Raw genomic sequence first — 20,054 nt, 5'->3', positions numbered from 1 at the left:
CTAATCTGAGGGGTCGTTATGAATTTTATCTTTCTGTCACCGCAATTTCCGCCTAACTATTACTTGTTTTGCGAAGGGCTGAAAAAGCGCGGTGTCAATGTCATAGGCTTATCTGACGCGCCCTTCGAAAGCCTCTCGCCCCAATTGGTGGCGAATCTGTCAGATTATTACCAGGTAACTTCGCTGGAAAAGTACGACGAAGTATACCGCGCCGTCGCCGCATTGATTCACAAACACGGACGTATCCATCAAATCAACGCCCATAACGAGCATTGGCTGGAACTGGAAGCCCACCTTCGTACGGACTTTAATATCCCCGGCATCAATCAAAGTATTTTGCCCGACGTAAAAAATAAGTCCGACATGAAGCGCCGCTTTCGCCAGGCAGGCTGTAACGTGGTGGAAGGCGCCGTGGTAGACCATCCTGAACAGGCCCATGCCTTCGTAGAGAAATTCGGTTATCCGCTAGTGGCCAAGCCCGATAAAGGCGTTGGTGCATCGGGTACCTACCGATTAACCAATCACGGCGATCTGGAAGAGTTTTTGCGGGTAAAAGGAGATGGCACCTTCTTTTTTGAAGAATTTATTGAAGGCGATATTTACACCTTTGACGGCATGGTGGACTACGATGGCAATCCACTGTTTTTGATGTCTTGCACCTACTCGTCAGGCGTCATGGATATCGTCAATAAAGACCTGGATCTATTTTATTACTACGACAGGGAAATTCCAGAAGACCTGATCACTGAAGGTAAAAAACTACTAAAAGAATACGACCTGCGTATGCAGTTTTTTCATTTCGAATTTTTCCGGCGTTATAAAGACAACAAACTCATATGTCTCGAGGTCAATATGCGTCCACCGGGTGGCCGCTCTATGGACATGTTCAATTTTGCCATGGATGCCAATCTCTACGACGAGTGGGCTAATGCCCTGTGCCACAATCAGCCAACCCAGCATCTTAGCATTAACCACTATTGCGCTTATGTAGGTCGCAAGCTGCATTTCAATTACAAAATGCACCACGACGAAATCCTGAAACAATACGGGCACCTGATCCGCTACAAAGGAGAAGTACCGCAAGTATTTTCCCGCGCCATGGGCCATTATTGTTATATTTTCTGCTGCCATGACAAAGAGGAAATGCTGTCCATTTGTCACGCCATGTTAGACAAGCATTAAACCGGAGGCTGTTATGCATATCGAGTATCACAAATGGTATAGCGAGCGCCTCGGGCGTGAAATGGAGCTGAAAGTTTATGGTCACTATGGCAAGCCCATTTTGGTATTTCCCAGTTCTGGCGGTCGCTTCCATGAATTTGAGGACTTTAAAATGATCGAAGCCGCCTCAGGATTCATCAACGAAGGTAAAGTAAAATTTATCTGTATCGACAGTATCGACAAAGACACCTGGCTGAACAAAGGCGCCAGTGATGAGCATATCGGTGGTCGTCATGAAGCTTTCCACCGTTATGTTACCGAAGAGGTAGTGCCTTTTATCTGGCAAATTTGTGGTGGTAAGGTGGGTATAGCCACTCACGGTTGCAGCATGGGTGCTTATCACGCCGCCAATTTTTTCTTTAAAGAGCCGGGTATTTTTAATGCAGTGTTAGCCTTTAGCGGTGTGTATAACATCAAAAAGGTGTTGAACCGCAACTACGGCACAGAGCAAATCTACTTCAACTCGCCCTTAGATTACCTGCCTAATATGAACGATCCTTGGTATATCTCCCGATACCAACAGAGCAAAATTGTGATATGTGTGGGCCAAGGGGCATGGGAAGATGAAATGATTGAGGATACGGCTGAGCTAAAAGGGATTTTAGCGGCCAAGCAAGTGGATGCTTGGATTGACTTTTGGGGACACGATGTCGAGCACGACTGGCCCTGGTGGCGCAAACAAATCGTGCATTTTTTACCTCATATCTTGGCATAGAGACCAACAGTAACTGGTTACAGTTTTTTTCAACAATCCATGATTAACAGGTCTATACTGGAAATCAGAAGTCTATAAGGAGTAGTTGCAATGAAAGGTGTGGTTTTTACCGAATTCATGGATATGGTGGAAGAGGTTTTCTCAGATGACGTACTGGATGAAATCATCGAAAAAGCCGATTTACCCAACGATGGTGCCTACACCACGGTGGGAACTTATGATCACCAAGAAATCGTGCGCCTGGTGGTGGCACTTAGCGAAACCAGCAACATGCCTTTACCTGACTTACTGGCAACTTTTGGCAAACACCTGTTGGGCCAATTTGTAAAGGGCTATCCACAGTTTTTCGACGAAGCCAAAGACGCCTTTGATTTTCTGTCCAATATTGATAGTTATATTCACGTTGAAGTATTAAAACTCTACCCTGATGCCGAGCTGCCTAAGTTTTACCACGAACAGCATTCCGACAAGCACCTGTCCATGTACTATCAATCTTCCCGTCATTTTGAAGATTTAGCCGTGGGTTTGATCGAAGGCACTTTGGCACATTTCAATACGGAAGGCACTGTCAGCAAGTCAGAAGCACAATGGCAAGGTGAAGACGCTATCAAGTTTGATATTCACTTAAATTAATACAAGGCTACTGACAGAAACGGGTATTTCTGTCACTTAAACTACAACGACGACACCCAGTTTATATTACCAGCGTCATGAAAAAAGCAGAACGGCTGTTCAGCCTGTTTACCTTACTTGCCAGTCGCCGAACTGCTATTACGGCTGAGGCGATTGCCGATGTAATGGAAATCTCCATTCGCACTGTGTATCGGGACATTCGTTCACTGCAAATTGCCGGAGTCAATGTGGAGGGCGAGCCGGGTGTGGGCTATTTACTGGGTCGACAAAATCAACTTGCGCCCCTGATGTTTACCCCACAAGAGGCGTTGGCATTGTTAGTAGGGAGTCAGATGACTCAGGCCTTTACTGATCCCGACCTGCAATTAGCCGCCCAAAAAGCCACCGATAAATTTAAAGCCGTGTTACCTGAATCCACCAAGCTCATGCTGGAAAAGCAACCCTATTGCATTCCAGTGCTGCACAGCGATGATCACTACCGCGATATTCATGCGATTCTGCGCAAAGCCTGCGAACAACAGCAAAAGATCCGCGTGTGTTACTGTGACAAAAAAGGTCAACACAGTGAACGCACGCTATGGCCATTGGGTATCATCGGCTGGTTCGGCAAATGGACATTACTGGCCTGGTGCGAATTGCGCAGCGGCTATCGCAATTTTTTGTTTGATAGCTTTTCCCAAATCACGCCACTGCCCGAGCACTTTCAACCTGATGACCAATGCTCACTGCAACATTATCTCAGCAGTATTGATGCACAATGCAAAAACTCACTGAGTTAGTTCAAAACCTTCATCTAACCAACCAGTGACACCACCGATCATTTTTTTCACTGGTCGACCTGCTTTCGCAAGGCGAATGGCCGCTTTTTCGGTGGCATTACAATGGGGCCCGGCGCAATACACCACAAAAAGGGTGTCTGCCGGGTATTTAGCCAGGGTATCCGTACTGATTTTCCCATGGGGCAGGTTCTCAGCACCATCGATGTGCCCTTGGCTAAATAGCGATTCAGCCCGGACGTCCAACAACACAAAGTCCTGGCGCTGATTGCTGATGGCAAAATGTACATCCCAGCAATCGGTTTCAAACTCCAGCAGCGCCTCAAAATGAGCGAGCGCACGAGTAGCAGATGCCGCAGGAATTCTGGCAACGGGTGAAGCCATAGTTATTCTCCATTTAAATTAATCAGAGCTTAGTATGCTGAATAAATAACGAGCAAAAAACTGACTTATTTAACACAGTGCGTTAATATTAAGCCAAACAAAATGTTGAGCAGGCAAGCATGAAAAAAGTCGCCATCCTGACCTTTGATCAGCAAGCGTTATTCGAATTGGGCTGCGCGACAGAGTTGTTCGCTCTGTCGCGACCCGATATTGAGAATTGGTATCAAACCGAAATAGTAAGTTTTGAATCTGGTCTGTTAGCCGCTACAGGCGGTATCCAAATACAGAGCAAATCGGTGAATCATCTAAATGAATACGACATGCTGGTTATCCCTTCATGGAGTGCTAAACCTCGCACCATTCAACCTGAGTTAAAATCAGCCATTATGAAAATGCACTACCAGGGCAAGCGCATACTCACCTTTTGCTCTGGCGCCTTTCTGTTAGCTGAGCTCGGCTTATTGCGAGCCAGAAAAGCCACCACTCACTGGATGTATAAAGATGCCTTCACTGCCAGGTTTCCCGACTGTGAATACGTGGAAGATGTGCTTTATGTTTACGATGGCGAAATTGGCTGCTCAGCTGGCAGTTCAGCGGCGATAGATTTGGGCATTGAAGTAATTCGCCAGGATTATGGCCATGAGATTGCCAATAAAGTGGCGCGTCGACTGGTGCTGGCCGCTCATCGCAGTGGTGGTCAATCACAATACGTAGATAAACCCGTACCCAAGGGTCGCAACCTGTTTTCTGAAACCCTGGATTGGGCGGTGGAAAACCTGGATCAGAAACTGGACATCGATACGCTGGCCCGGCAAGCGAGCATGTCCCGAAGAACCTTTGATCGCAAATTCCGCAAAACTTTCAACATGAGCGCCAATGCCTGGTTGATAGAACAAAGAGTGGCTCTTGCCAAGCAGTTGTTAGAGGAAACAGCGCACAATATAGAGCGCGTGGCCCAATATGCCGGTTTTGATAATGCCATGACTCTACGCCATCATTTCCGTAACTTGGTGAACATCACTCCAACTCGCTATCGCGAGCAATTTAAAGATCAGAATAAAGACTTGCAAAAATCTGCTTAAAGGCCATACTAAAGACTGTATATATTCACAGTATCAAACAGTTGAGGCTTACCTATGGCGGTAATCACTAAGTATGTCGTTGAGCACAAAGGGGTGGAAAAGTTGGTAACCACTGATAAAAAAGAAGCTGATAAATATGACAAAATGCTGGAGGTCGCAGACAACCTCGCGATTTATCTGGAAGCCAAAGGCATTAAACTGGAAGAGTCACAAATGGAAGACTTATCCATTACCCTGTCCAAAAACAAGGACAATCTCAACAAACTGTTTAAAGGCACCGAAGCCAATACCCTGTTAGAAGAAGAAAAAGCAGAAGTGGTCGCCCTGCAATCCAAAAAAGCCTGATCCTATAGGTTCGACTTGAACGCCATGGATGGCGTGAATGTCTTCTTTGCAGGGAGCAAACGAAGACCAGTCGGACTGGCAGAAGTTAAAACAAAGCACCTTGTCCAGCTAAAGCAGGACCTACATTCACTTCTTAGACAAACAATACACCCCTATTAAAATAGCGAGTGCGCCCAAATAATCGGTTGGCAATATGGACTCACCGACAATAACAGCGCCTATCAATAGAGCCACCACAGGCGGAACATAAGTAGAAGATGCGGCTTTGACCGCACCCAGTTTATTTACCAGGTAGTAGTAAAGCAAATAGGCAAATCCAGTCCCCAACACTCCCAAGCCGACAATAGTGCCCAACAGGGTATGGGTTTCATCTTGCAGTTGCTCTATGCCATCAAAATCAGTGATCAATAATAAAAACAGTGCACTAAAACCTAATTGATAGGTAGTCAAAGCCGACGCTGGAATGTTCAGGGGTGTTAAATATTTTCGGGCATAAACAAAGGAGCTGCCGACACACAATGCCCCCACCAGAATATAGCTAATACCCTGCATGTTATTTTGCAAAGTCACCACATCAGCAAATGGATTCGCGATAAAAATCACGCCACAACAACCAGAGAGTAATCCGGTTAAACGAATTAAGGAAAAACGCTCTTCGGGTAAAAACACAATAGCAAACACGAAAGAAAATAATGGGATGGCAGCACTTGCAGCCCCGGCAATAGCTGAAGGCAAAAATTGAGTAGCGCTGGCAAATCCATAGTAGTACACCACAGTTGCTAGCAGTGCCATAACCAGAAAGTGTGGCGCATATTTGATGTGTTGTTGTTTCAGATCTCCCCGCCACCAGGCATAGAGAGCAACAGGTAGTAGACCACACAGCACCCGAATGAATACAGTCTGCAATGGCGTGATATGGGCAACAGCCATCTTCATGTATATAAAGTTTGCTCCCCATACCAAACCCAACACCCAAAATGCGGCGATTGGGAGCACATCACTGTTACTGCGTAAATTAAACACCGACATGCAGCAATCTCACTCGCCTTTCAACTGAGTTCGCTGCTTGTTGGCATAATATCCTGCTGCCGCTGCAAACAGAAACGCCAGGGCATAAACAGGTAACAGCGTCTCATCAAAAAACAATACGAGGTAAATCAATGAGATCAAGGGAGTGGCAAAAGTAAAAGTGGTAGCAAAACTCATATCGGCTTTTTTAATGGCCCAAATCCACAACAAATAGGAAATGCCATTCACAAGCGCGCCATTGAGTAAAATGGCAAACCACGCCTGTTGGGCTGGCCATTGCCACTGCTCGGTTAAGAGCACTTGTAAACCAGACATTAAACAAGCAACGGCGAAGTATAATGTGGTGAGAGTGATTGGTTCGTAATGGAAGTATTTACTGAGCACGGAAAACAGTGCAAAACAACTGGCTCCGATAAATACCCAGAATAGCGCAGCAGGCTCAGATATTTTCAGTGACGAGAAATCGCCTTTGCTCAAAACTAATACCACCGAGCTAAACCCCAAAACCACAGCCAGTGTCGTATAGCGATGCCAAGGCTCCTTCAAAATAAATACCGCCAATACACAAATGGTAACGGGCCAGGTGTATTGCATAACCAACACCTCGACACCATCGGCAAGTGAGTAACCTTGATAAAGCAAGAAGTAATAAAGCCAGGTACCTAATAAGCCATTGAAAAAGATCTTAATGCTATCTTTAACGTTCAGTTTTTTGAGGCTTCGCCATTTACCAGTACATAGACATATGCCAGCCATCACCGCAAAAGATACCAAGCTGGATAAAAACAGAAATTGAATGCTGCTCAGTCCTTGCTGCCCTAATTTGGCAACTACCGGAATAAGGCCCCACAATGCGATACAAAGCATCGCCAGGATAGCAGCTTGAAGTTTGTTACTCATATTCGGTTGTTGGCTCCTGGATAGTTGCGGCTATTATCACCTGACTTTAAATTCATTTATATTAATATCTTTCGAACCCTGATATCATTTTTTGAGATACTTCTTAGGTGGTGTTATGGATTTTAAAAAGCTTCGAACCTTTCGCATAGCAGCCCAACTGCAAAATTTTAGTGATGCATCTTCGCATCTGGGTTATGTGCAATCAGCCGTTACCAGTCAAATCAAGTCACTGGAAGAGGAGTTAGAGACTCCCTTGTTCAGACGCAATGGTCGAGGAGTGAGCCTGACAGAGGCGGGTAACAAACTACTGGAATACTGCGACAAGCTGTTTTCATTACGTGAGGAGGCGACGCTTGCAGTAAAGGGGCAGACACTAAGCCGACAACTCATTCGAATTGCAGGTTATGAAACCATACTCACCTACCGACTACCATACATCATCCACGACTTTAATCAGCAGTATCCTGAGGTACAATTACAAATTCAACCCGTTGGGGTGAAACAGCTGCGGCAACTGATCCTCACCGATCAGGCTGACATCGCCTTTATCTTCGATGAACTGGTTGCAGGCCAAAGCCAACCCATTGCAGGTTTACAGCAAATCAAACTCGGCTCAGAAGAAATCGTGGTTATTGCAGCTGCCGATCACCCGCTTGCACAACAGCAGAGCCTGACAATTAATGATCTTGCCGGACACACACTACTACTTACCGAGCAAGGCTGTTATTACCGTAATCATTTTGAAAAAGCTTTGATTCAGGCAGGCGCTTTCACTGGCACCTTGTTGGAGTTCACCAGCATCGAAGCCATTAAAGCTTGCGTCAGAACCGGTACTGGCATCGGCGCGATTAGTAAGGTATCGGTACAGCCGCAATTAGACACAGGAGAAATTGTAGCTTTACCGATTAAAGACCTGTCACTCAGCGTCGATTTATTACTAGTCAGCAAGCAAGAGCAACATAACGAAATAGTGCATGCTTTTATTCAGCAAACACAAAAACTGTACTACAAGTAGAACGGATAGCATTACCAAACACGCCGCCGTAATCGGAGAGCATTTTTCACCGTAACTTGCATTTTTTCATCAAATAAGGACTTTTTAGCCTGGTTTTCCTGCATATCAAACAGTTTTTTACTACACTCTAATATTACATTGTCAAAAATGCCAGATTCCGTTGCACTGGCCTTGGTATTGAGTCATGGGAAACGGTCGCAACAACAATAATAATTCTGGTACCGGAAGACAGCGCTCAGGGGCTGTCGTCCAAAAACCTCATTTGACCCGTTTTGACACTAAAAACGAGACTACGCCAATCCAAAACATGGGTCGCTCTAAAGCGCTCTCAGCTCCTTCAAGAGATAAACTTGTGGCAAGCTTCAAGGCTAACCATAGTGGCGTCAGCAGTAACAATAATGAAGAAAAGCGACTGAATAAGGGGGCGCTTCCCTCACCCAATTTGCTTCAGACTTCGCAACAACACACAAACTTGCTGTCGAATGCACTAAACGCTGGTCGCACTGATATGCATCATGCCAGTCAAGAACGATATGAGAAGCGCAACGAGTCCACGTACAACCAAATGAATCGCAATCAAGTATCGCGCAAATTACACGAGGCAAGTCAGGGCCTTTCGCAAGTTAGTTTAAAACCCGGCCAGTTTAAAGAGTCTCTTAATCAAAAAAGATTAGAAAGCCAACAAATCAGTCAGGACACGGAAAAAGCCCTGTCGGTAAAATCTCGCATAAAAGAGAACAACCAGGAAGCGTGGCAGAAAAAAACCTCTGCTGAAAACTGGTCAACCTTAGCCACAGCAGTAACAAGAGGAGGCAAAATCGGTGCCGGCGTAGCTGCTGTAACCGGTGCTGGTGCCGCATCAGGATTGATATCCGTCGGTGCCAATGCAACCTCAGCTGCGGCTAATGAGAGAGCCGCCAAACAATTCGGTAAATCTGCCGATTTATTTAATCAAAACGTAGATGACTCAAAACAAGGCACTGAGTTATTGGACAGCAATATTTCGGCAGGCATGTCAGAACTTTCCAGAGCACAAGCAGATCAGTCTCATGGCAAGGCCAAGGGACAAGCGGTTGGTGCCGTAGTAGGGGCATTGGGTAGTGCTCCCGGCGTCGATAACGCCTTGCAATTCGGTATCGAACAAGTGCCGAAGCAACTCAATAGAGGAGTACAGATAAAATATGGGCTGGATTTGTCCTCTTCCAGTTCGTCCTCTTCATCTCTCAGTAGCGAAACCAAGATAGACAATGCCGAAGCCAAAATTGCCAAAACGTTAGGCACTAGAGAAGCGATAAAACGCGTTACTAAAAGAGAAGAAAGCAAGACTAACTCTACGCAAAGGATCCGGGAAGGCAAAACCGATGTGATCAACAATATGCTGCATCAAGCAAGTAGAAAAGGTAAATGAACTGCCACATAAGACGAGTATAGAAGGGACAGACGAACTCTGTTACAGCCCCTTCTTGATCAAGAATTGGTAGGGCATGCTATCAGTTTGCTGCGCCACTAAGGTGTGATCCATAAAACGGCAAAAACTGGGGATGTCGCGTTTTGTAGCAGGATCATCGGCATCAATCAACAAGGACTGCCCCTCTTCCATATTACGGATTTCCAATCGCACCATCATCACCGGCTCCGGGCAGCGCAGCCCCAGCGCATCTAGTTTTTTGTCTGCGCTTTGGCTGAGCTGTTCGGTTAAAATCTGAATATCAGACTCAGATGCCATAACTGGCCCGATATTGAGTGATGTTTTCCAGGTGCTGAGACATCTCTGGCTTGTCTTTGAGATACTCAATTAAATCCGCAAGGCTGACAATAGATACCACCTGAGTGTTGAAGTCTCTTTCCACTTCCTGAATGGCAGAAAGCTCACCTTTACCCTTTTCCTGACGATCCAATGCAATCAATACTCCTGCCAGCGACGCACCACACTCATCCAGCAATGCCATGGATTCACGGATGGCCGTACCCGCGGTGATCACATCATCCACCAGCATTACCCGACCTTCCAGTGCGCTGCCCACCAGGTTGCCACCTTCGCCGTGATCTTTCTTTTCCTTGCGATTGAAGCAATAAGGCGTATCGACGTTGTGTTTTTCCGCCAGGGCCACCGCGGTAGTCGTGGCAATAGGGATCCCCTTATAAGCAGGACCAAACAACACATCGAACTCAATATTGGCGGCCACTAATGCTTCAGCGTAATACTGGCCCAACTTGGCTAGATCACGCCCGGTATTAAACAACCCTGCGTTAAAAAAGTACGGGCTTTTACGGCCTGATTTCAGAGTAAACTCACCGAAGCGCAGTACATTGCGCTCCAGTGCAAATTCGATAAAGGCTTTTTGATAATCTTGCATTTTGAAACCTCCGAAGACTCAGGCCAAGGCTTTTTTCTGAGCGTCAAACACTTCAACCAGGCCTTGTTTGGCCAGTTCTAACATTTGGCTCATTTCTTCAAAACTGAAGGGCTCACCTTCTGCCGTGCCCTGCACTTCAATCAATTTTCCGGTGTCGGTCATCACTACATTCATGTCGGTTTCGGCGTCAGAATCTTCGATGTATTCCAGATCAGCCACAGGCTCACCCTTGTAGACACCCACAGAAATCGCGCCAATCATGCACTTCATAGGGTTATTGTTGATGATGCCTTTTTTACGCATCCAGGCCAGTGCATCGGCAATCGCCACACAAGCGCCAGTAATAGAGGCCGTGCGCGTTCCACCATCGGCTTGAATTACATCGCAATCCACGGTAATGGTGTTTTCGCCTAACATTTTTAAATCAACGGCGGCACGCAGGGCGCGGGCAATTAAACGTTGAATTTCCATGGTACGGCCACCTTGTTTACCACGAGCAGCTTCTCGTTGTGAACGAGTATGGGTGGCGCGCGGTAACATGCTGTATTCAGCCGTTACCCAGCCTTTACCTTCGCCTTTCATAAAGCGCGGCACACCTTCTTCGACGGTGGCATTACACAATACCTTGGTATTGCCTACCTCGATAAGTACCGAGCCCTCGGCATGACAGGTAAAGTTACGGGTAATGGTAATGGGTCGGATCTGACCTGCGGTTCTGCCACCTGGACGCATTGAAAAACTCCTGTTTAATAAGAGATAAAATTGAAAAAGGGTAAACTGTGCCTAGTTTACCCTTTGGTCAGACAATTATAAATTTTTTAACGCAGAAAGGCTTAATTTAAGTGTTGCTCGAGAAATGAAGCCACCTTTTCAAAGTATTCACTGCGGTTTTCCTCATCGTAAAATCCGTGAGTCTCACTGCTGCGCACAAACCACTCATAGTCTTTATTCGCTTTATCCAAAGCATCACGAAGATCTGTCGCTTGAGAATAAGGTGCCCTGCGGTCTTTTTTACCATGAGCAATTAACACAGGGATGTTTAATTTATGCACATTATGGGTTGGTGAAAACGCAATGAGTTGCTCCTTTTCTGTTCCTACCACAGTTTCAAGAAAGCTATCACCCCAGAAAAACTCCGGTATATCCCCTTCCTCAAACAAGTTTTGCAAATCGTATACTCCGGCATTACCGATAGCACAATCGAATACATCGTCAGTCATGATGGAGGACTGCAGGGCTGAATAGGCACCGAAGCTTGCGCCCATAATGCAGACCTTTTCAGCATTGATCTGGGTTTGTTCCCTCGCCCAATTAGTCGCATCGATTATATCTTGCTGGATACGACTGCCCCACTTACGGTGACCAGCCTCTTCAAATGCCGTACCATAGCCGCCTGAACCGCGGAAGTTTACTCGAAGCACGGCGTAACCTTCGTTAGCTAACATCTGCACTTCGTTGTCAAAGCTCCAGTAGTCACGAACGCCGTGTGGTCCTCCGTGAACCAGTGTCACCAGAGGAACCGGACCTTTTGGACTATTTGGCATTGTTAAATACACCGGTATATCCATGTCATCACTGGCTTTGATTGTGTGAGCCGTTGTTCTCGCCATGTCCTTTTCAGGAAGATGACTAAAAATAGGGAACAACATCGAAATATTCATCTTTTCTCTATCAAACAGATAAAATGTACCGGCATCGCTGTCAGAACTTACCAGGATGATCCATTTGTCCCCAGCCTCTGTGCCGCTGGTGAGGGTTACCTTCATACCGGAGAATGTCGCCAGAAGTGATTTAAATACCTGTGCTTCTTTGGCTTGTTTGTTAAAGATTAAATATTCGGGATAACCATTATCAATTCGCATTCCGTATACCGAAGAAAGGTTGTCACTGAACTCCAGATCAGTAATATCCACAGCTTCATCCGTGTAAACCTCGTGCACCTTACCCGTTTCTACTTCATACCTGTGAACCCCAATAAAGTTTGCATCACCATTATTGGCGATAAACACATTTTTCCCCTCTTTATCTAAGGTTAGCGGATTAAACTTGGTGCCGATTTTAAAGTCGGTGACCAGAGACCAGTTGTTTTTCTCGGCATCGTATTTGTGAAACAAAAAGCTGCCGTCATCGTCCAGACCTCTGGCAAAGCGCAGGTTTCCCGTGCTGTCAGCGATAAATTTCGCCTGAGGTGCAGGCGCTTTGGCAATATTGGTCATTTTGCCACTGTAGATATTTAATTTTTCCACGGTAGAAAGACGTTTACCGTCTTGTGACATGGGCGTAGAACTGATCAGAATATGTTTGTCGTCATGGGGCAAGAAACTAACAATGTCAGCAAAACCTATCGTGGATTCTTTGCGTTTTAACCTTGTGCCGGTACCACCACCTGCAGCGCTATAACCATAGATAGACTCACCGTCAGAGCCGTCAAAATTAACGGCAAACAATTCCCCCAAATAGGTAGGCTCACTGTGCCAACTTCTCGTTTCCACCGATTTAATCACCAGGCGTTCATCATTCGCCCAGTAAAAGGGGCCCACTTGTTTGGGGTAAACAAAACGCGTCCCCCCCAACGTCTGGAAAGTCTTGGTATCCAGTACCACAAGCTGGCGGCGATCCTCAGCAATGATACCCAGCGCAATGTATTCACCTGTGGGAGAGATCTTAACGTCAAAATATTCCGAGCCCTTTGCAAAATGAGCTGGCGAATAAGATGTCGACCAGACGTTGGTTGAATGAAACAGAAACAGAATTAGAAAATACAGAGCGGAACGCATATAAGTCTCCTTTGCTTGCCCAATAAAAAACTCAAGTCTACGTCAGGCCCTCGCGATACACAATCTGTTACATTTCAAATTCAGGACAATCAATATTATAAATGAGACAACAAGACGAGGTTTGAGGGACAACATTTTTCAGATAATATAGGCAATTCGCCATTTCAAAGTAGAAGTAGAGAATTATGATCCACAGTATGACCGCCTTCGCCCGCAAAGAAATCAAAGCCGATTGGGGCACCGCAGTTTGGGAAATCCGCTCTGTGAATCAGCGTTTTTTGGAAACTTATTTCCGTCTCCCTGAGCAATTCCGAGGTCTTGAGCCTGTGCTTAGAGAACGCTTTCGCGCCAAACTTGCCCGCGGTAAGGTGGAGTGTGCTTTGCGCTTCAATACTGAAGATGCCGCGGTGAATAATATCACCCTGAACAAAGACCTGGCGAAACAGCTATTATCGGCAGCCGACTGGGTACAGTCTCACGGTCAATCAACAGGAGTTAATCCGGTAGACATTCTGCGCTGGCCTGGCGTGGTGGCCACCGAAGAAACCGACATGGACGCCATTCAAAACGCGTTATTAATTGGCCTCGATGAAGCTCTGCAAGACTTCCTGCAAGCTCGTGCCAGTGAAGGCAAAGCCATCGACGCCATGATCAATCAGCGTCTTGATGCCATAGTTGCCGAAGTAGACAAAGTCTCAGCTCACATGCCGGAAGTGATCCAGTGGCAAAAAGACAAACTCATCGCCCGTTTCGAAGAGGCTAAAGTAGAGCTGGAAGAAACCCGCGTTGAACAAGAAATGGTGATGCTGGCACAAAAACTGGACGTAGCCGAAGAACTAGACAGATTAAAAGCGCACGTTGCCGAAACCCAAAAGATAATGAAAAAAGGCGGTGCCTGCGGCCGACGCCTTGATTTTATGATGCAGGAATTCAACCGCGAATCTAACACTCTGGGCTCCAAATCCATCAACGCCGACATTACCCAATCCGCAGTGGAGTTAAAGGTACTGATTGAGCAGATGCGCGAGCAGATCCAGAATTTGGAATAATTTTTATATTTTACTTAAATATCAGTAACTTAAAGATAAGAAAGCACTGGTAGCTTGCTAAAACAATTATTCCCTATTGTTTTTGGATTCAGTATTATTGACTTTACGAAATTGATTTTCGATTATTTTTGCATAGGCAACAGCATCATCTAATTTTTGATATTTGTGCCCTTGAAAGTGATAAACAGTTTCAATTGAACGTGTTATGTCATAATGTGACATGATGCTTTGCTCTTGGTCATCATTCATAAATTTTCCTTAGAAACGTGTTTGGTTGATTTGGAAAGTTGATTATGGCCTTTGCAAATATGTTATTGGTCAACATAGCTTAGCTCACCTTATTCTATACCTTTTAAAGGTCTGTAGAGTTCAATGTCTGAAGACATGAGCAAGAGAGTGTTTTTATCGATTATGTCGTTATAAGCGGTCATTGTGCGAGTAAACTCGAACAATGCTCTCGCTTCTGAGCTTTGATTATAAGATGCAGCATAAATTTGTGCCGCTGTGGCATCAGCTTCACCACGAATTTCTTCAACTTTTTGATACGCTTCAGATTGAATGCGGCTGAGTTCTCTTACGCGATCCCCCATTATCCTCGCCGCTTCGCCTTTTCCCTCTGACAAGAATCGTTCCGCTATCTGACGTCGCTCACTGATCATTCGATCATATATTTTAGGTTTTACACTAGCATTGTAGTTGATTCGCTTGAAACGAATATCAAGCAGTTCAATGCCAAATACTTCTACCTTGGTCGCTGCAGCCTCCAATATTTCAGATTCAATTACTTTTCTACCTTTCTGAATCGGAACCAGCTTTCCTATTGTAGGTGAATTTTCGTCACCAATCATTACCTGTTCAAGCTCAGGAACACGATCTTTAGTTGTTCTGATTATTTCTATGAGCTTATGTTTTGCCACTGCATTTCTTGTTTCGCTGCCCAAAATATCATCAAGTCGAGACTGGGCGCTCATTTCGTCCCGCAAGCGCAAGAAATATTGCAAGGGGTCAACAATTCGCCATCGCGCAAAAAGGTCCACCGAAATGTATAATTTGTCTTTGGTGGGCATATCTGAAGGACTCCCATCCCACTCAAGAACCCTTTTTTCGATAGCATTGACTTCTTGAATAAAAGGGAGCTTAAACTTTAAGCCCGCGTTAGCGATAGGATCACCAATGGGTTTACCAAATTGAGTGATAATAACCTGCTCGATTTCCGAAACCGTATATAGTGCACTCTGCGCAATAAAAGTAACTAGCGCGACAATAAAAATGACGGCGGGGACAATTTTATGTTTATTTTCCATCGGGCATACTCACTTTTTCATTGAGGTTCAAAAACGGAAAGATGCCGTTCATTTCGCTGTCCAAAACAACTTTTTGTTTAACTTTAGGTAGGACTGTTTGCATTGTTTCAATATATATTCTGCGTTTTGTTACCTCAGGGGCATCTAAGTATTCGCTCAATATCGCATTAAACCTTGCAGTATCGCCTAAAGCTTCATTTACCCGCCTGAGCCGGTATCCATCAGCTTCTCTAATGCGCTGATCCTTCTCACCTTCTGCTAGAGGGATCACTTTGTTGTAGTCCCTTCTAGCCTCATTGATTAACTTTTCTTTTTCTTGTTGGGCTTGATTAACCTCATTAAACGACTCCTGCACCTGATTCGGAGGGTTAATATTTTTCAATTGCACCTGATCAATACTCAGCCCCATGGCATATTTCGTCGATGTCTCTTGCATTTTCAGTAGTGCTATAAACTCAATTTCCTGACGACCAATGGTGATCACCTCATCGACGGTCCTGTCACCCACGACTTCACGCATTATCGATTCTGAAACGTAACGCAAAGTTTCACCCGGCTGTCGAACTTCAAAGAGGTATTTCACAGGATCTGATATACGATATTGCACGACCCATTCAACCAAGGCCGCATTTAAGTCACCAGTGACCATTTGAGTTTCGTTCTGAGAGTTAAACTTGCGAATGGTTTCTTCCATGTCACCATTGCGGGACGAAACTGTTCTATCAGCAGTGTTACGCGTTAAAAAGCCAAACTCTTGTTTTAACTGACGTTTAACCGGAACCACGCGTACAACGTCAATGAAAAATGGAAACTTAAAATGAAGTCCCGGAGTAGTTTGACCAACATATTTACCAAAGCGTAAAACAACAGCAACCGAGTCGCTGGGGACCGTATAAACAGAATGCCAGCCAGTAACGACTATCAGAATTACCAACAAAACAAACTTAATCCCCCCCCACTGTCCACCCGGCAAGAACGATTTCAAACGATTAATCATGGACTTTATCAGTTGATCGAGGTCTGGCGGTGAGTTTTTTGGATTACGCCACGGATCACCCGATGGCTTATTGTCATTTGTCATTGCAATCACTCCTATTTGGGTACGAATATTCGTTAGGAGAGGTGCAGTAACTGTAAATCACTGACTGAACACCATTCGGCTAACATGTTGTGAATTGAATTTTTGATATATTTTATTTAATACGCTTCTAACCTATCTGTCTCGTGCTTAACAACTTCATAACACTCGCAACACAGCATCTGAAGTTTTACTCTATCTAATACTTCAATGTGCCCACGTTTATAATGGATGATTCCAAGCCTCTGCAGTTTGCCTGCCGCTTCAGTTACCCCCTCACGACGCACCCCCAGCATATTGGCAATCAGTTCTTGCGTCATGGTTAGTTCATTTCCTGTTAATCTATCCAGTGACAATAACAACCAACGACACAATTGCTGGTCGATACTATGATGGCGGTTACATATTGCTGTTTGTGCCATTTGAGCAATTAGAGCCTGGGTATAGCGTAACAACATCATTCTTGTGTGTTGGCAACCATTGAATTCTTCTCTTAATATTTGAGCAGGTAATTGCCACGCCCATCCTGCGCTTTGTACAACTGCTCTATTAGGGGTACTTTCGCCTCCCATAAAAACTGCGATACCCACAACGCCCTCATTACCCACCACAGAAATCTCTGCGCTCGCACCATCAACCGTGTAGTTTAACAATGATACAATGCAATTCGCAGGAAAGGTGACACATGATACTGCCTGTCCAGCTTCATATAACACTTTCCCAAGGGGAAGATTGGCTCGTTTCAAATGTTTAAATATCCGCTTTTTGCTATCTTCTGATAGCCCATTTAAAAGCCTATTGAGTATTGGTTCATTCATTTTATTCGAATACCCTAAATTTTAAATTACCTTTGGTGATAACTCATTGCATAGGGAGAAAACTCTGAAAAGTTGCAATTCAAATGAAATTACCAGGAAATTTAATCTCTAATCTGCCTATTCAATGTGCTACCAACGAGTACAAACTTACACTAAGGCGCATTTTATGTATGTTCGCTGGCGTACATACGAGAAGTTATATTAAACGTGCAGTTGCAGTTAAACCAACACATCGGATTTTTGAAACACTTACAGAACCTCAAGTTTTAGATAGCCATTAGCCATGATGTTTGAAAAAATCCGCCTGTTGACTATTTTCAACATTAAGCTTATCCCTGTAATTCCATCGGGGCTTAAGTTTTAACGAGCCTTTACCTGTTTAGTGAAATCATCGCGCGCGGGGTTTTCAACCCGAATAGCTATCCATAACACAATTAAACCGATTAGTGCAGAGAACAGAGATGCAGAGAGTATACCTAGTTTTGCGGTATTAATATTTTCGATACTGTAGGCCAGGTTTGCAATAAACATAGCCATGGTAAAACCAATACCCGCCAGCATTCCCCCTCCTGCAATCATCAACCAAGGTAAATCTGTTGGTAGCACAGCTATCTTCAAGCGCACAGCAAGCCAGCTAAACAAGCATACTCCCAAGGGTTTGCCTAGCACAAAAGCAATAAAAACGGCTGTACCGATTGCCCCTGAGAGCTCCCCCATCGCCAACGGGACGCCAGCATTGGAGAATGCAAATAGTGGCATGACAACAAAACCTACCCAAGGATGCAATATAAACTCTAGTCGCTCAACCGGAGAGAGTGCTTCGCGAGCTGCAGCTTCGGCTGTTTTCAGCACTTCACGATCAACACTGCGATCAGCCCTTTGATCACCGGTTGGATAGGCTACTACAGAATCCATAATCAGGTGCAGCCGATCTGCACTTACCCACTTTGTCGTGGGCGTCATTAATCCCAGAATTACACCTGTAACTGTTGGATGTATACCTGAAGCATCAACCAACAGCCAGATGACGCCACCGCCAATGAAAAACAAAGCAATGCTGCGAATTCCGATCAGAGACATAGCTTTAATCATTACAAAGCCTGACAAGGCGGTAACAATATAAAAAAGATCGAGTTGTTTGCCGTATCCCAATGCGACAACGATAATCGCACCCAGATCATCCACAATGGCCAACGACAACATAAAAACACGCAAGCTTTTGGGAATACGCTTGCCAAGTAACGCCAGACAACCAATAACGAAAGCTGTATCCGTTGCCATAACGGTCCCCCAACCGTGCTGTCCGACTTCTCCAAATTGAAACGACAAATAAATCCCTGCGGGAACAACCATTCCGCCGAACGCAGCTGAAACAGATAACATCGCTAACCGGGGTTTGCGCAATTCTCCCAATACTAACTCGCGTTTTAACTCTAGCGCTATCAGGAAGAAAAAGAGGGTCATTACGGTATCATTTATCCATGCGTGCAAAGACCGTTCAAACGCTATATCACCCAAATTGATACCGATTGAAATAGCCCACAATGACGCAAAATCTGGACCAAATGGAGAATTAGCCAGAAAAAGCGCTAACAACGTAAAAAACAACAATACCAGTCCGGCGGCGGCCTCAATCTTAAAAAACCGACCAGTAGGATGCGTCAACCAATCAATGGGGGACTGAGGTAATTGTGCCGCCCCCCCTCTGGTATCTGCAACTAGCCAACTAGTGAGTTTTTTAAACCTGATCACGTTCTGACTCCTCAGTAATTTCTGACATTCTCTGCGCCTAAATTCCGGCGTAAAAAATGACAATTTGTAGTTTGCAAATTTGATAAGGCATACCGAGGCCAAACTTGTCGTTACACCGATAATTCCGACAGACTTCAATATTTGATTGCTTCCGCCACTCATTTTGTCACTCGCCAAAATGTAACTAGCAATCCGGAATCCGTTGAAATTAACCACCATCACCTTTTATTTAACCTGATAGCATCAGCAATTTCGTGCCGACGCTATTCGGTTTCTGTTCCTTCGTTGCAATGCCATTCACTTTAGCTGTCATGAGCGGGCACAGTAGCGCCTTGGGTGCTTGTGCCTTTCTTCTTTGAATAGGGCTTTCATTTGTTGAGCCTCAAGCGAACTGAACAGTTTTATTTTATCTAGCGCTGAATTAAGGACTTCATCCCTACTTCTCTTAACAGGGATAGAGAAAAGCTGTTTTTCCATGTAACTATCAGAGTCAGCACTCAAACAAGCTATGCTCAGTATGGTAGAAAAGTGCTCCCCTTTTTATGGGATGGAGTTTGGACATTGAAGGCCAACAAACAATGAAATAATTCTGATTTTACTACCCCTCAAATCATTCAAGATTACCTGAAGTTGATTTTCCTACTCTTCCATTGCTAGTTAACATAGTTGGCTTCTGATCTTGATGAGAAGATTGCTAGCATAATATAACAATTGATTTCTGTTGGTTCGATATCGAACATATGCATGAGTAATGCCCCTTCCTAATGGAGCAGTTGACCTTTAGTTTGAGGGGCTAAAACCGCAACCTGTTTCCAAAGG

21 protein-coding genes are annotated in these 20,054 nt (G+C 44.9%); 9 read left to right on the top strand and 12 right to left on the bottom strand.

The genetic code is table 11. The features are described from left to right. The first annotated feature begins 18 nt into the window (after positions 1-18). The 4 genes from AABA75_RS02750 to AABA75_RS02735 all read left to right on the top strand — a co-directional run bounded on the left by AABA75_RS02750 (position 19) and on the right by AABA75_RS02735 (position 3,348). A complete protein-coding gene (locus AABA75_RS02750; protein ID WP_338290952.1) occupies positions 19-1,182 on the top strand; it encodes an ATP-grasp domain-containing protein in 1,164 nt (387 codons plus the stop codon). 13 nt (positions 1,183-1,195) lie between these two features. Continuing rightward, a complete protein-coding gene (locus AABA75_RS02745; RefSeq protein ID WP_338290950.1) occupies positions 1,196-1,936 on the top strand; it encodes an esterase family protein in 741 nt (246 codons plus the stop codon). A gap of 90 nt (positions 1,937-2,026) precedes the next feature. Then, entirely contained in the window at positions 2,027-2,569 is a 543-nt protein-coding gene (locus AABA75_RS02740) for a heme NO-binding domain-containing protein (RefSeq protein ID WP_338290948.1), read from the top strand. Positions 2,570-2,646: 77 nt separating this feature from the next. Next, the gene (locus AABA75_RS02735; RefSeq protein WP_338290946.1) at positions 2,647-3,348 is read left to right on the top strand and encodes a helix-turn-helix transcriptional regulator; all 702 of its coding nucleotides are present in this window, start codon (positions 2,647-2,649) and stop codon (positions 3,346-3,348) included. Here the strand turns inward: AABA75_RS02735 and AABA75_RS02730 are convergent. Further along, positions 3,337-3,729: a rhodanese-like domain-containing protein gene (locus AABA75_RS02730; RefSeq protein ID WP_338290944.1), complete on the bottom strand. Its 393-nt coding sequence runs from the start codon at positions 3,727-3,729 to the stop codon at positions 3,337-3,339. The two genes, AABA75_RS02735 and AABA75_RS02730, sit on opposite strands and share 12 nt — an antisense overlap. A 119-nt stretch (positions 3,730-3,848) precedes the next feature. Between AABA75_RS02730 and AABA75_RS02725 the strand changes: the two genes are divergently transcribed. After that, the gene (locus AABA75_RS02725; RefSeq protein ID WP_338290942.1) at positions 3,849-4,811 is read left to right on the top strand and encodes a helix-turn-helix domain-containing protein; all 963 of its coding nucleotides are present in this window, start codon (positions 3,849-3,851) and stop codon (positions 4,809-4,811) included. Between the two features lie 54 nt (positions 4,812-4,865). After that, positions 4,866-5,156: a YebG family protein gene (locus AABA75_RS02720; RefSeq protein WP_338290941.1), complete on the top strand. Its 291-nt coding sequence runs from the start codon at positions 4,866-4,868 to the stop codon at positions 5,154-5,156. Between the two features lie 126 nt (positions 5,157-5,282). Here the strand turns inward: AABA75_RS02720 and AABA75_RS02715 are convergent, their stop codons facing one another. Both AABA75_RS02715 and AABA75_RS02710 read right to left on the bottom strand, forming a co-directional pair. Beyond that, on the bottom strand, positions 5,283-6,185 hold the full coding sequence (locus AABA75_RS02715) for a DMT family transporter (protein ID WP_338290939.1): 903 nt from the start codon (positions 6,183-6,185) through the stop codon (positions 5,283-5,285). Positions 6,186-6,194: 9 nt separating this feature from the next. Continuing rightward, the gene (locus AABA75_RS02710) at positions 6,195-7,085 is read right to left on the bottom strand and encodes a DMT family transporter (RefSeq protein WP_338290938.1); all 891 of its coding nucleotides are present in this window, start codon (positions 7,083-7,085) and stop codon (positions 6,195-6,197) included. A gap of 115 nt (positions 7,086-7,200) precedes the next feature. Between AABA75_RS02710 and AABA75_RS02705 the strand changes: the two genes are divergently transcribed. Further along, the gene (locus AABA75_RS02705; RefSeq protein WP_338290937.1) at positions 7,201-8,100 is read left to right on the top strand and encodes a LysR family transcriptional regulator; all 900 of its coding nucleotides are present in this window, start codon (positions 7,201-7,203) and stop codon (positions 8,098-8,100) included. 184 nt (positions 8,101-8,284) lie between these two features. Beyond that, positions 8,285-9,508 (top strand): hypothetical protein, encoded by a 1,224-nt coding sequence (locus AABA75_RS02700; RefSeq protein ID WP_338290935.1) that lies wholly within the window; start codon positions 8,285-8,287, stop codon positions 9,506-9,508. A 42-nt stretch (positions 9,509-9,550) separates the two neighbouring features. Here the strand turns inward: AABA75_RS02700 and tusA are convergent, their stop codons facing one another. From tusA to AABA75_RS02680, 4 genes are all read right to left on the bottom strand, one after another. After that, complete coding sequence (gene tusA / locus AABA75_RS02695) at positions 9,551-9,826, bottom strand: sulfurtransferase TusA (RefSeq protein WP_338290933.1); 276 nt, start codon at positions 9,824-9,826, stop codon at positions 9,551-9,553. Continuing rightward, a complete protein-coding gene (pyrE, locus tag AABA75_RS02690) occupies positions 9,816-10,457 on the bottom strand; it encodes an orotate phosphoribosyltransferase (RefSeq protein WP_338290930.1) in 642 nt (213 codons plus the stop codon). The genes tusA and pyrE overlap by 11 nt, the downstream gene beginning before the upstream one ends. A gap of 18 nt (positions 10,458-10,475) precedes the next feature. Beyond that, the gene (rph, locus tag AABA75_RS02685) at positions 10,476-11,189 is read right to left on the bottom strand and encodes a ribonuclease PH (RefSeq protein ID WP_338290928.1); all 714 of its coding nucleotides are present in this window, start codon (positions 11,187-11,189) and stop codon (positions 10,476-10,478) included. Between the two features lie 101 nt (positions 11,190-11,290). After that, positions 11,291-13,234, bottom strand: a complete 1,944-nt coding sequence (locus tag AABA75_RS02680) for an alpha/beta hydrolase family protein (protein WP_338290926.1) — start codon at positions 13,232-13,234, stop codon at positions 11,291-11,293. A 185-nt stretch (positions 13,235-13,419) separates the two neighbouring features. Here AABA75_RS02680 and AABA75_RS02675 point away from each other — a divergent pair, with 185 nt between their 5' ends. Next, the gene (locus AABA75_RS02675) at positions 13,420-14,283 is read left to right on the top strand and encodes a YicC/YloC family endoribonuclease (protein ID WP_338290925.1); all 864 of its coding nucleotides are present in this window, start codon (positions 13,420-13,422) and stop codon (positions 14,281-14,283) included. Between the two features lie 66 nt (positions 14,284-14,349). Here AABA75_RS02675 and AABA75_RS02670 read toward each other — a convergent pair whose 3' ends face one another. The 5 genes from AABA75_RS02670 to nhaA form a co-directional block, all read right to left on the bottom strand. Further along, positions 14,350-14,532 carry a hypothetical protein gene (locus tag AABA75_RS02670; RefSeq protein ID WP_338290923.1) on the bottom strand — a complete coding sequence of 61 codons (183 nt, stop codon included), beginning with the start codon at positions 14,530-14,532 and terminating at the stop codon, positions 14,350-14,352. A gap of 89 nt (positions 14,533-14,621) precedes the next feature. Beyond that, entirely contained in the window at positions 14,622-15,587 is a 966-nt protein-coding gene (hflC, locus tag AABA75_RS02665) for a protease modulator HflC (RefSeq protein WP_338290921.1), read from the bottom strand. Continuing rightward, positions 15,577-16,668, bottom strand: a complete 1,092-nt coding sequence (hflK, locus tag AABA75_RS02660) for an FtsH protease activity modulator HflK (RefSeq protein WP_338290919.1) — start codon at positions 16,666-16,668, stop codon at positions 15,577-15,579. The genes hflC and hflK overlap by 11 nt, the downstream gene beginning before the upstream one ends. Before the next feature lie 116 nt (positions 16,669-16,784). Then, positions 16,785-17,483: a Crp/Fnr family transcriptional regulator gene (locus AABA75_RS02655; RefSeq protein WP_338290918.1), complete on the bottom strand. Its 699-nt coding sequence runs from the start codon at positions 17,481-17,483 to the stop codon at positions 16,785-16,787. 360 nt (positions 17,484-17,843) lie between these two features. Beyond that, the gene (gene nhaA, locus AABA75_RS02650; protein WP_338290916.1) at positions 17,844-19,235 is read right to left on the bottom strand and encodes a Na+/H+ antiporter NhaA; all 1,392 of its coding nucleotides are present in this window, start codon (positions 19,233-19,235) and stop codon (positions 17,844-17,846) included. Between the last annotated feature and the right edge of the window lie 819 nt (positions 19,236-20,054).

It is taken from the genome of Planctobacterium marinum (assembly GCF_036322805.1).
In the GTDB taxonomy this organism is placed as follows: Bacteria; Pseudomonadota; Gammaproteobacteria; order Enterobacterales; family Alteromonadaceae; genus Planctobacterium; species Planctobacterium marinum_A.
The sequence above is the reverse complement of the archived record's forward strand: the minus strand, read 5'-3'. Positions and strand labels throughout refer to the sequence as shown.

What these genes read in the sequence shown, in the direction of transcription:
- AABA75_RS02730 (WP_338290944.1), bottom strand. Translation starts at nt 3,729, where the DNA reads ATGGCTTCACCCGTTGCCAGAATTCCTGCGGCATCTGCTACTCGTGCG.
- AABA75_RS02675 (WP_338290925.1), top strand. Translation starts at nt 13,420, where the DNA reads ATGATCCACAGTATGACCGCCTTCGCCCGCAAAGAAATCAAAGCCGAT.
- AABA75_RS02740 (WP_338290948.1), top strand. Translation starts at nt 2,027, where the DNA reads ATGAAAGGTGTGGTTTTTACCGAATTCATGGATATGGTGGAAGAGGTT.
- pyrE (WP_338290930.1), bottom strand. Translation starts at nt 10,457, where the DNA reads ATGCAAGATTATCAAAAAGCCTTTATCGAATTTGCACTGGAGCGCAAT.
- AABA75_RS02735 (WP_338290946.1), top strand. Translation starts at nt 2,647, where the DNA reads ATGAAAAAAGCAGAACGGCTGTTCAGCCTGTTTACCTTACTTGCCAGT.
- AABA75_RS02725 (WP_338290942.1), top strand. Translation starts at nt 3,849, where the DNA reads ATGAAAAAAGTCGCCATCCTGACCTTTGATCAGCAAGCGTTATTCGAA.
- rph (WP_338290928.1), bottom strand. Translation starts at nt 11,189, where the DNA reads ATGCGTCCAGGTGGCAGAACCGCAGGTCAGATCCGACCCATTACCATT.
- AABA75_RS02680 (WP_338290926.1), bottom strand. Translation starts at nt 13,234, where the DNA reads ATGCGTTCCGCTCTGTATTTTCTAATTCTGTTTCTGTTTCATTCAACC.
- AABA75_RS02710 (WP_338290938.1), bottom strand. Translation starts at nt 7,085, where the DNA reads ATGAGTAACAAACTTCAAGCTGCTATCCTGGCGATGCTTTGTATCGCA.
- hflC (WP_338290921.1), bottom strand. Translation starts at nt 15,587, where the DNA reads ATGGAAAATAAACATAAAATTGTCCCCGCCGTCATTTTTATTGTCGCG.
- AABA75_RS02715 (WP_338290939.1), bottom strand. Translation starts at nt 6,185, where the DNA reads ATGTCGGTGTTTAATTTACGCAGTAACAGTGATGTGCTCCCAATCGCC.
- AABA75_RS02655 (WP_338290918.1), bottom strand. Translation starts at nt 17,483, where the DNA reads ATGAATGAACCAATACTCAATAGGCTTTTAAATGGGCTATCAGAAGAT.
- AABA75_RS02700 (WP_338290935.1), top strand. Translation starts at nt 8,285, where the DNA reads ATGGGAAACGGTCGCAACAACAATAATAATTCTGGTACCGGAAGACAG.
- AABA75_RS02670 (WP_338290923.1), bottom strand. Translation starts at nt 14,532, where the DNA reads ATGAATGATGACCAAGAGCAAAGCATCATGTCACATTATGACATAACA.
- hflK (WP_338290919.1), bottom strand. Translation starts at nt 16,668, where the DNA reads ATGACAAATGACAATAAGCCATCGGGTGATCCGTGGCGTAATCCAAAA.
- AABA75_RS02750 (WP_338290952.1), top strand. Translation starts at nt 19, where the DNA reads ATGAATTTTATCTTTCTGTCACCGCAATTTCCGCCTAACTATTACTTG.
- AABA75_RS02745 (WP_338290950.1), top strand. Translation starts at nt 1,196, where the DNA reads ATGCATATCGAGTATCACAAATGGTATAGCGAGCGCCTCGGGCGTGAA.
- tusA (WP_338290933.1), bottom strand. Translation starts at nt 9,826, where the DNA reads ATGGCATCTGAGTCTGATATTCAGATTTTAACCGAACAGCTCAGCCAA.
- AABA75_RS02720 (WP_338290941.1), top strand. Translation starts at nt 4,866, where the DNA reads ATGGCGGTAATCACTAAGTATGTCGTTGAGCACAAAGGGGTGGAAAAG.
- AABA75_RS02705 (WP_338290937.1), top strand. Translation starts at nt 7,201, where the DNA reads ATGGATTTTAAAAAGCTTCGAACCTTTCGCATAGCAGCCCAACTGCAA.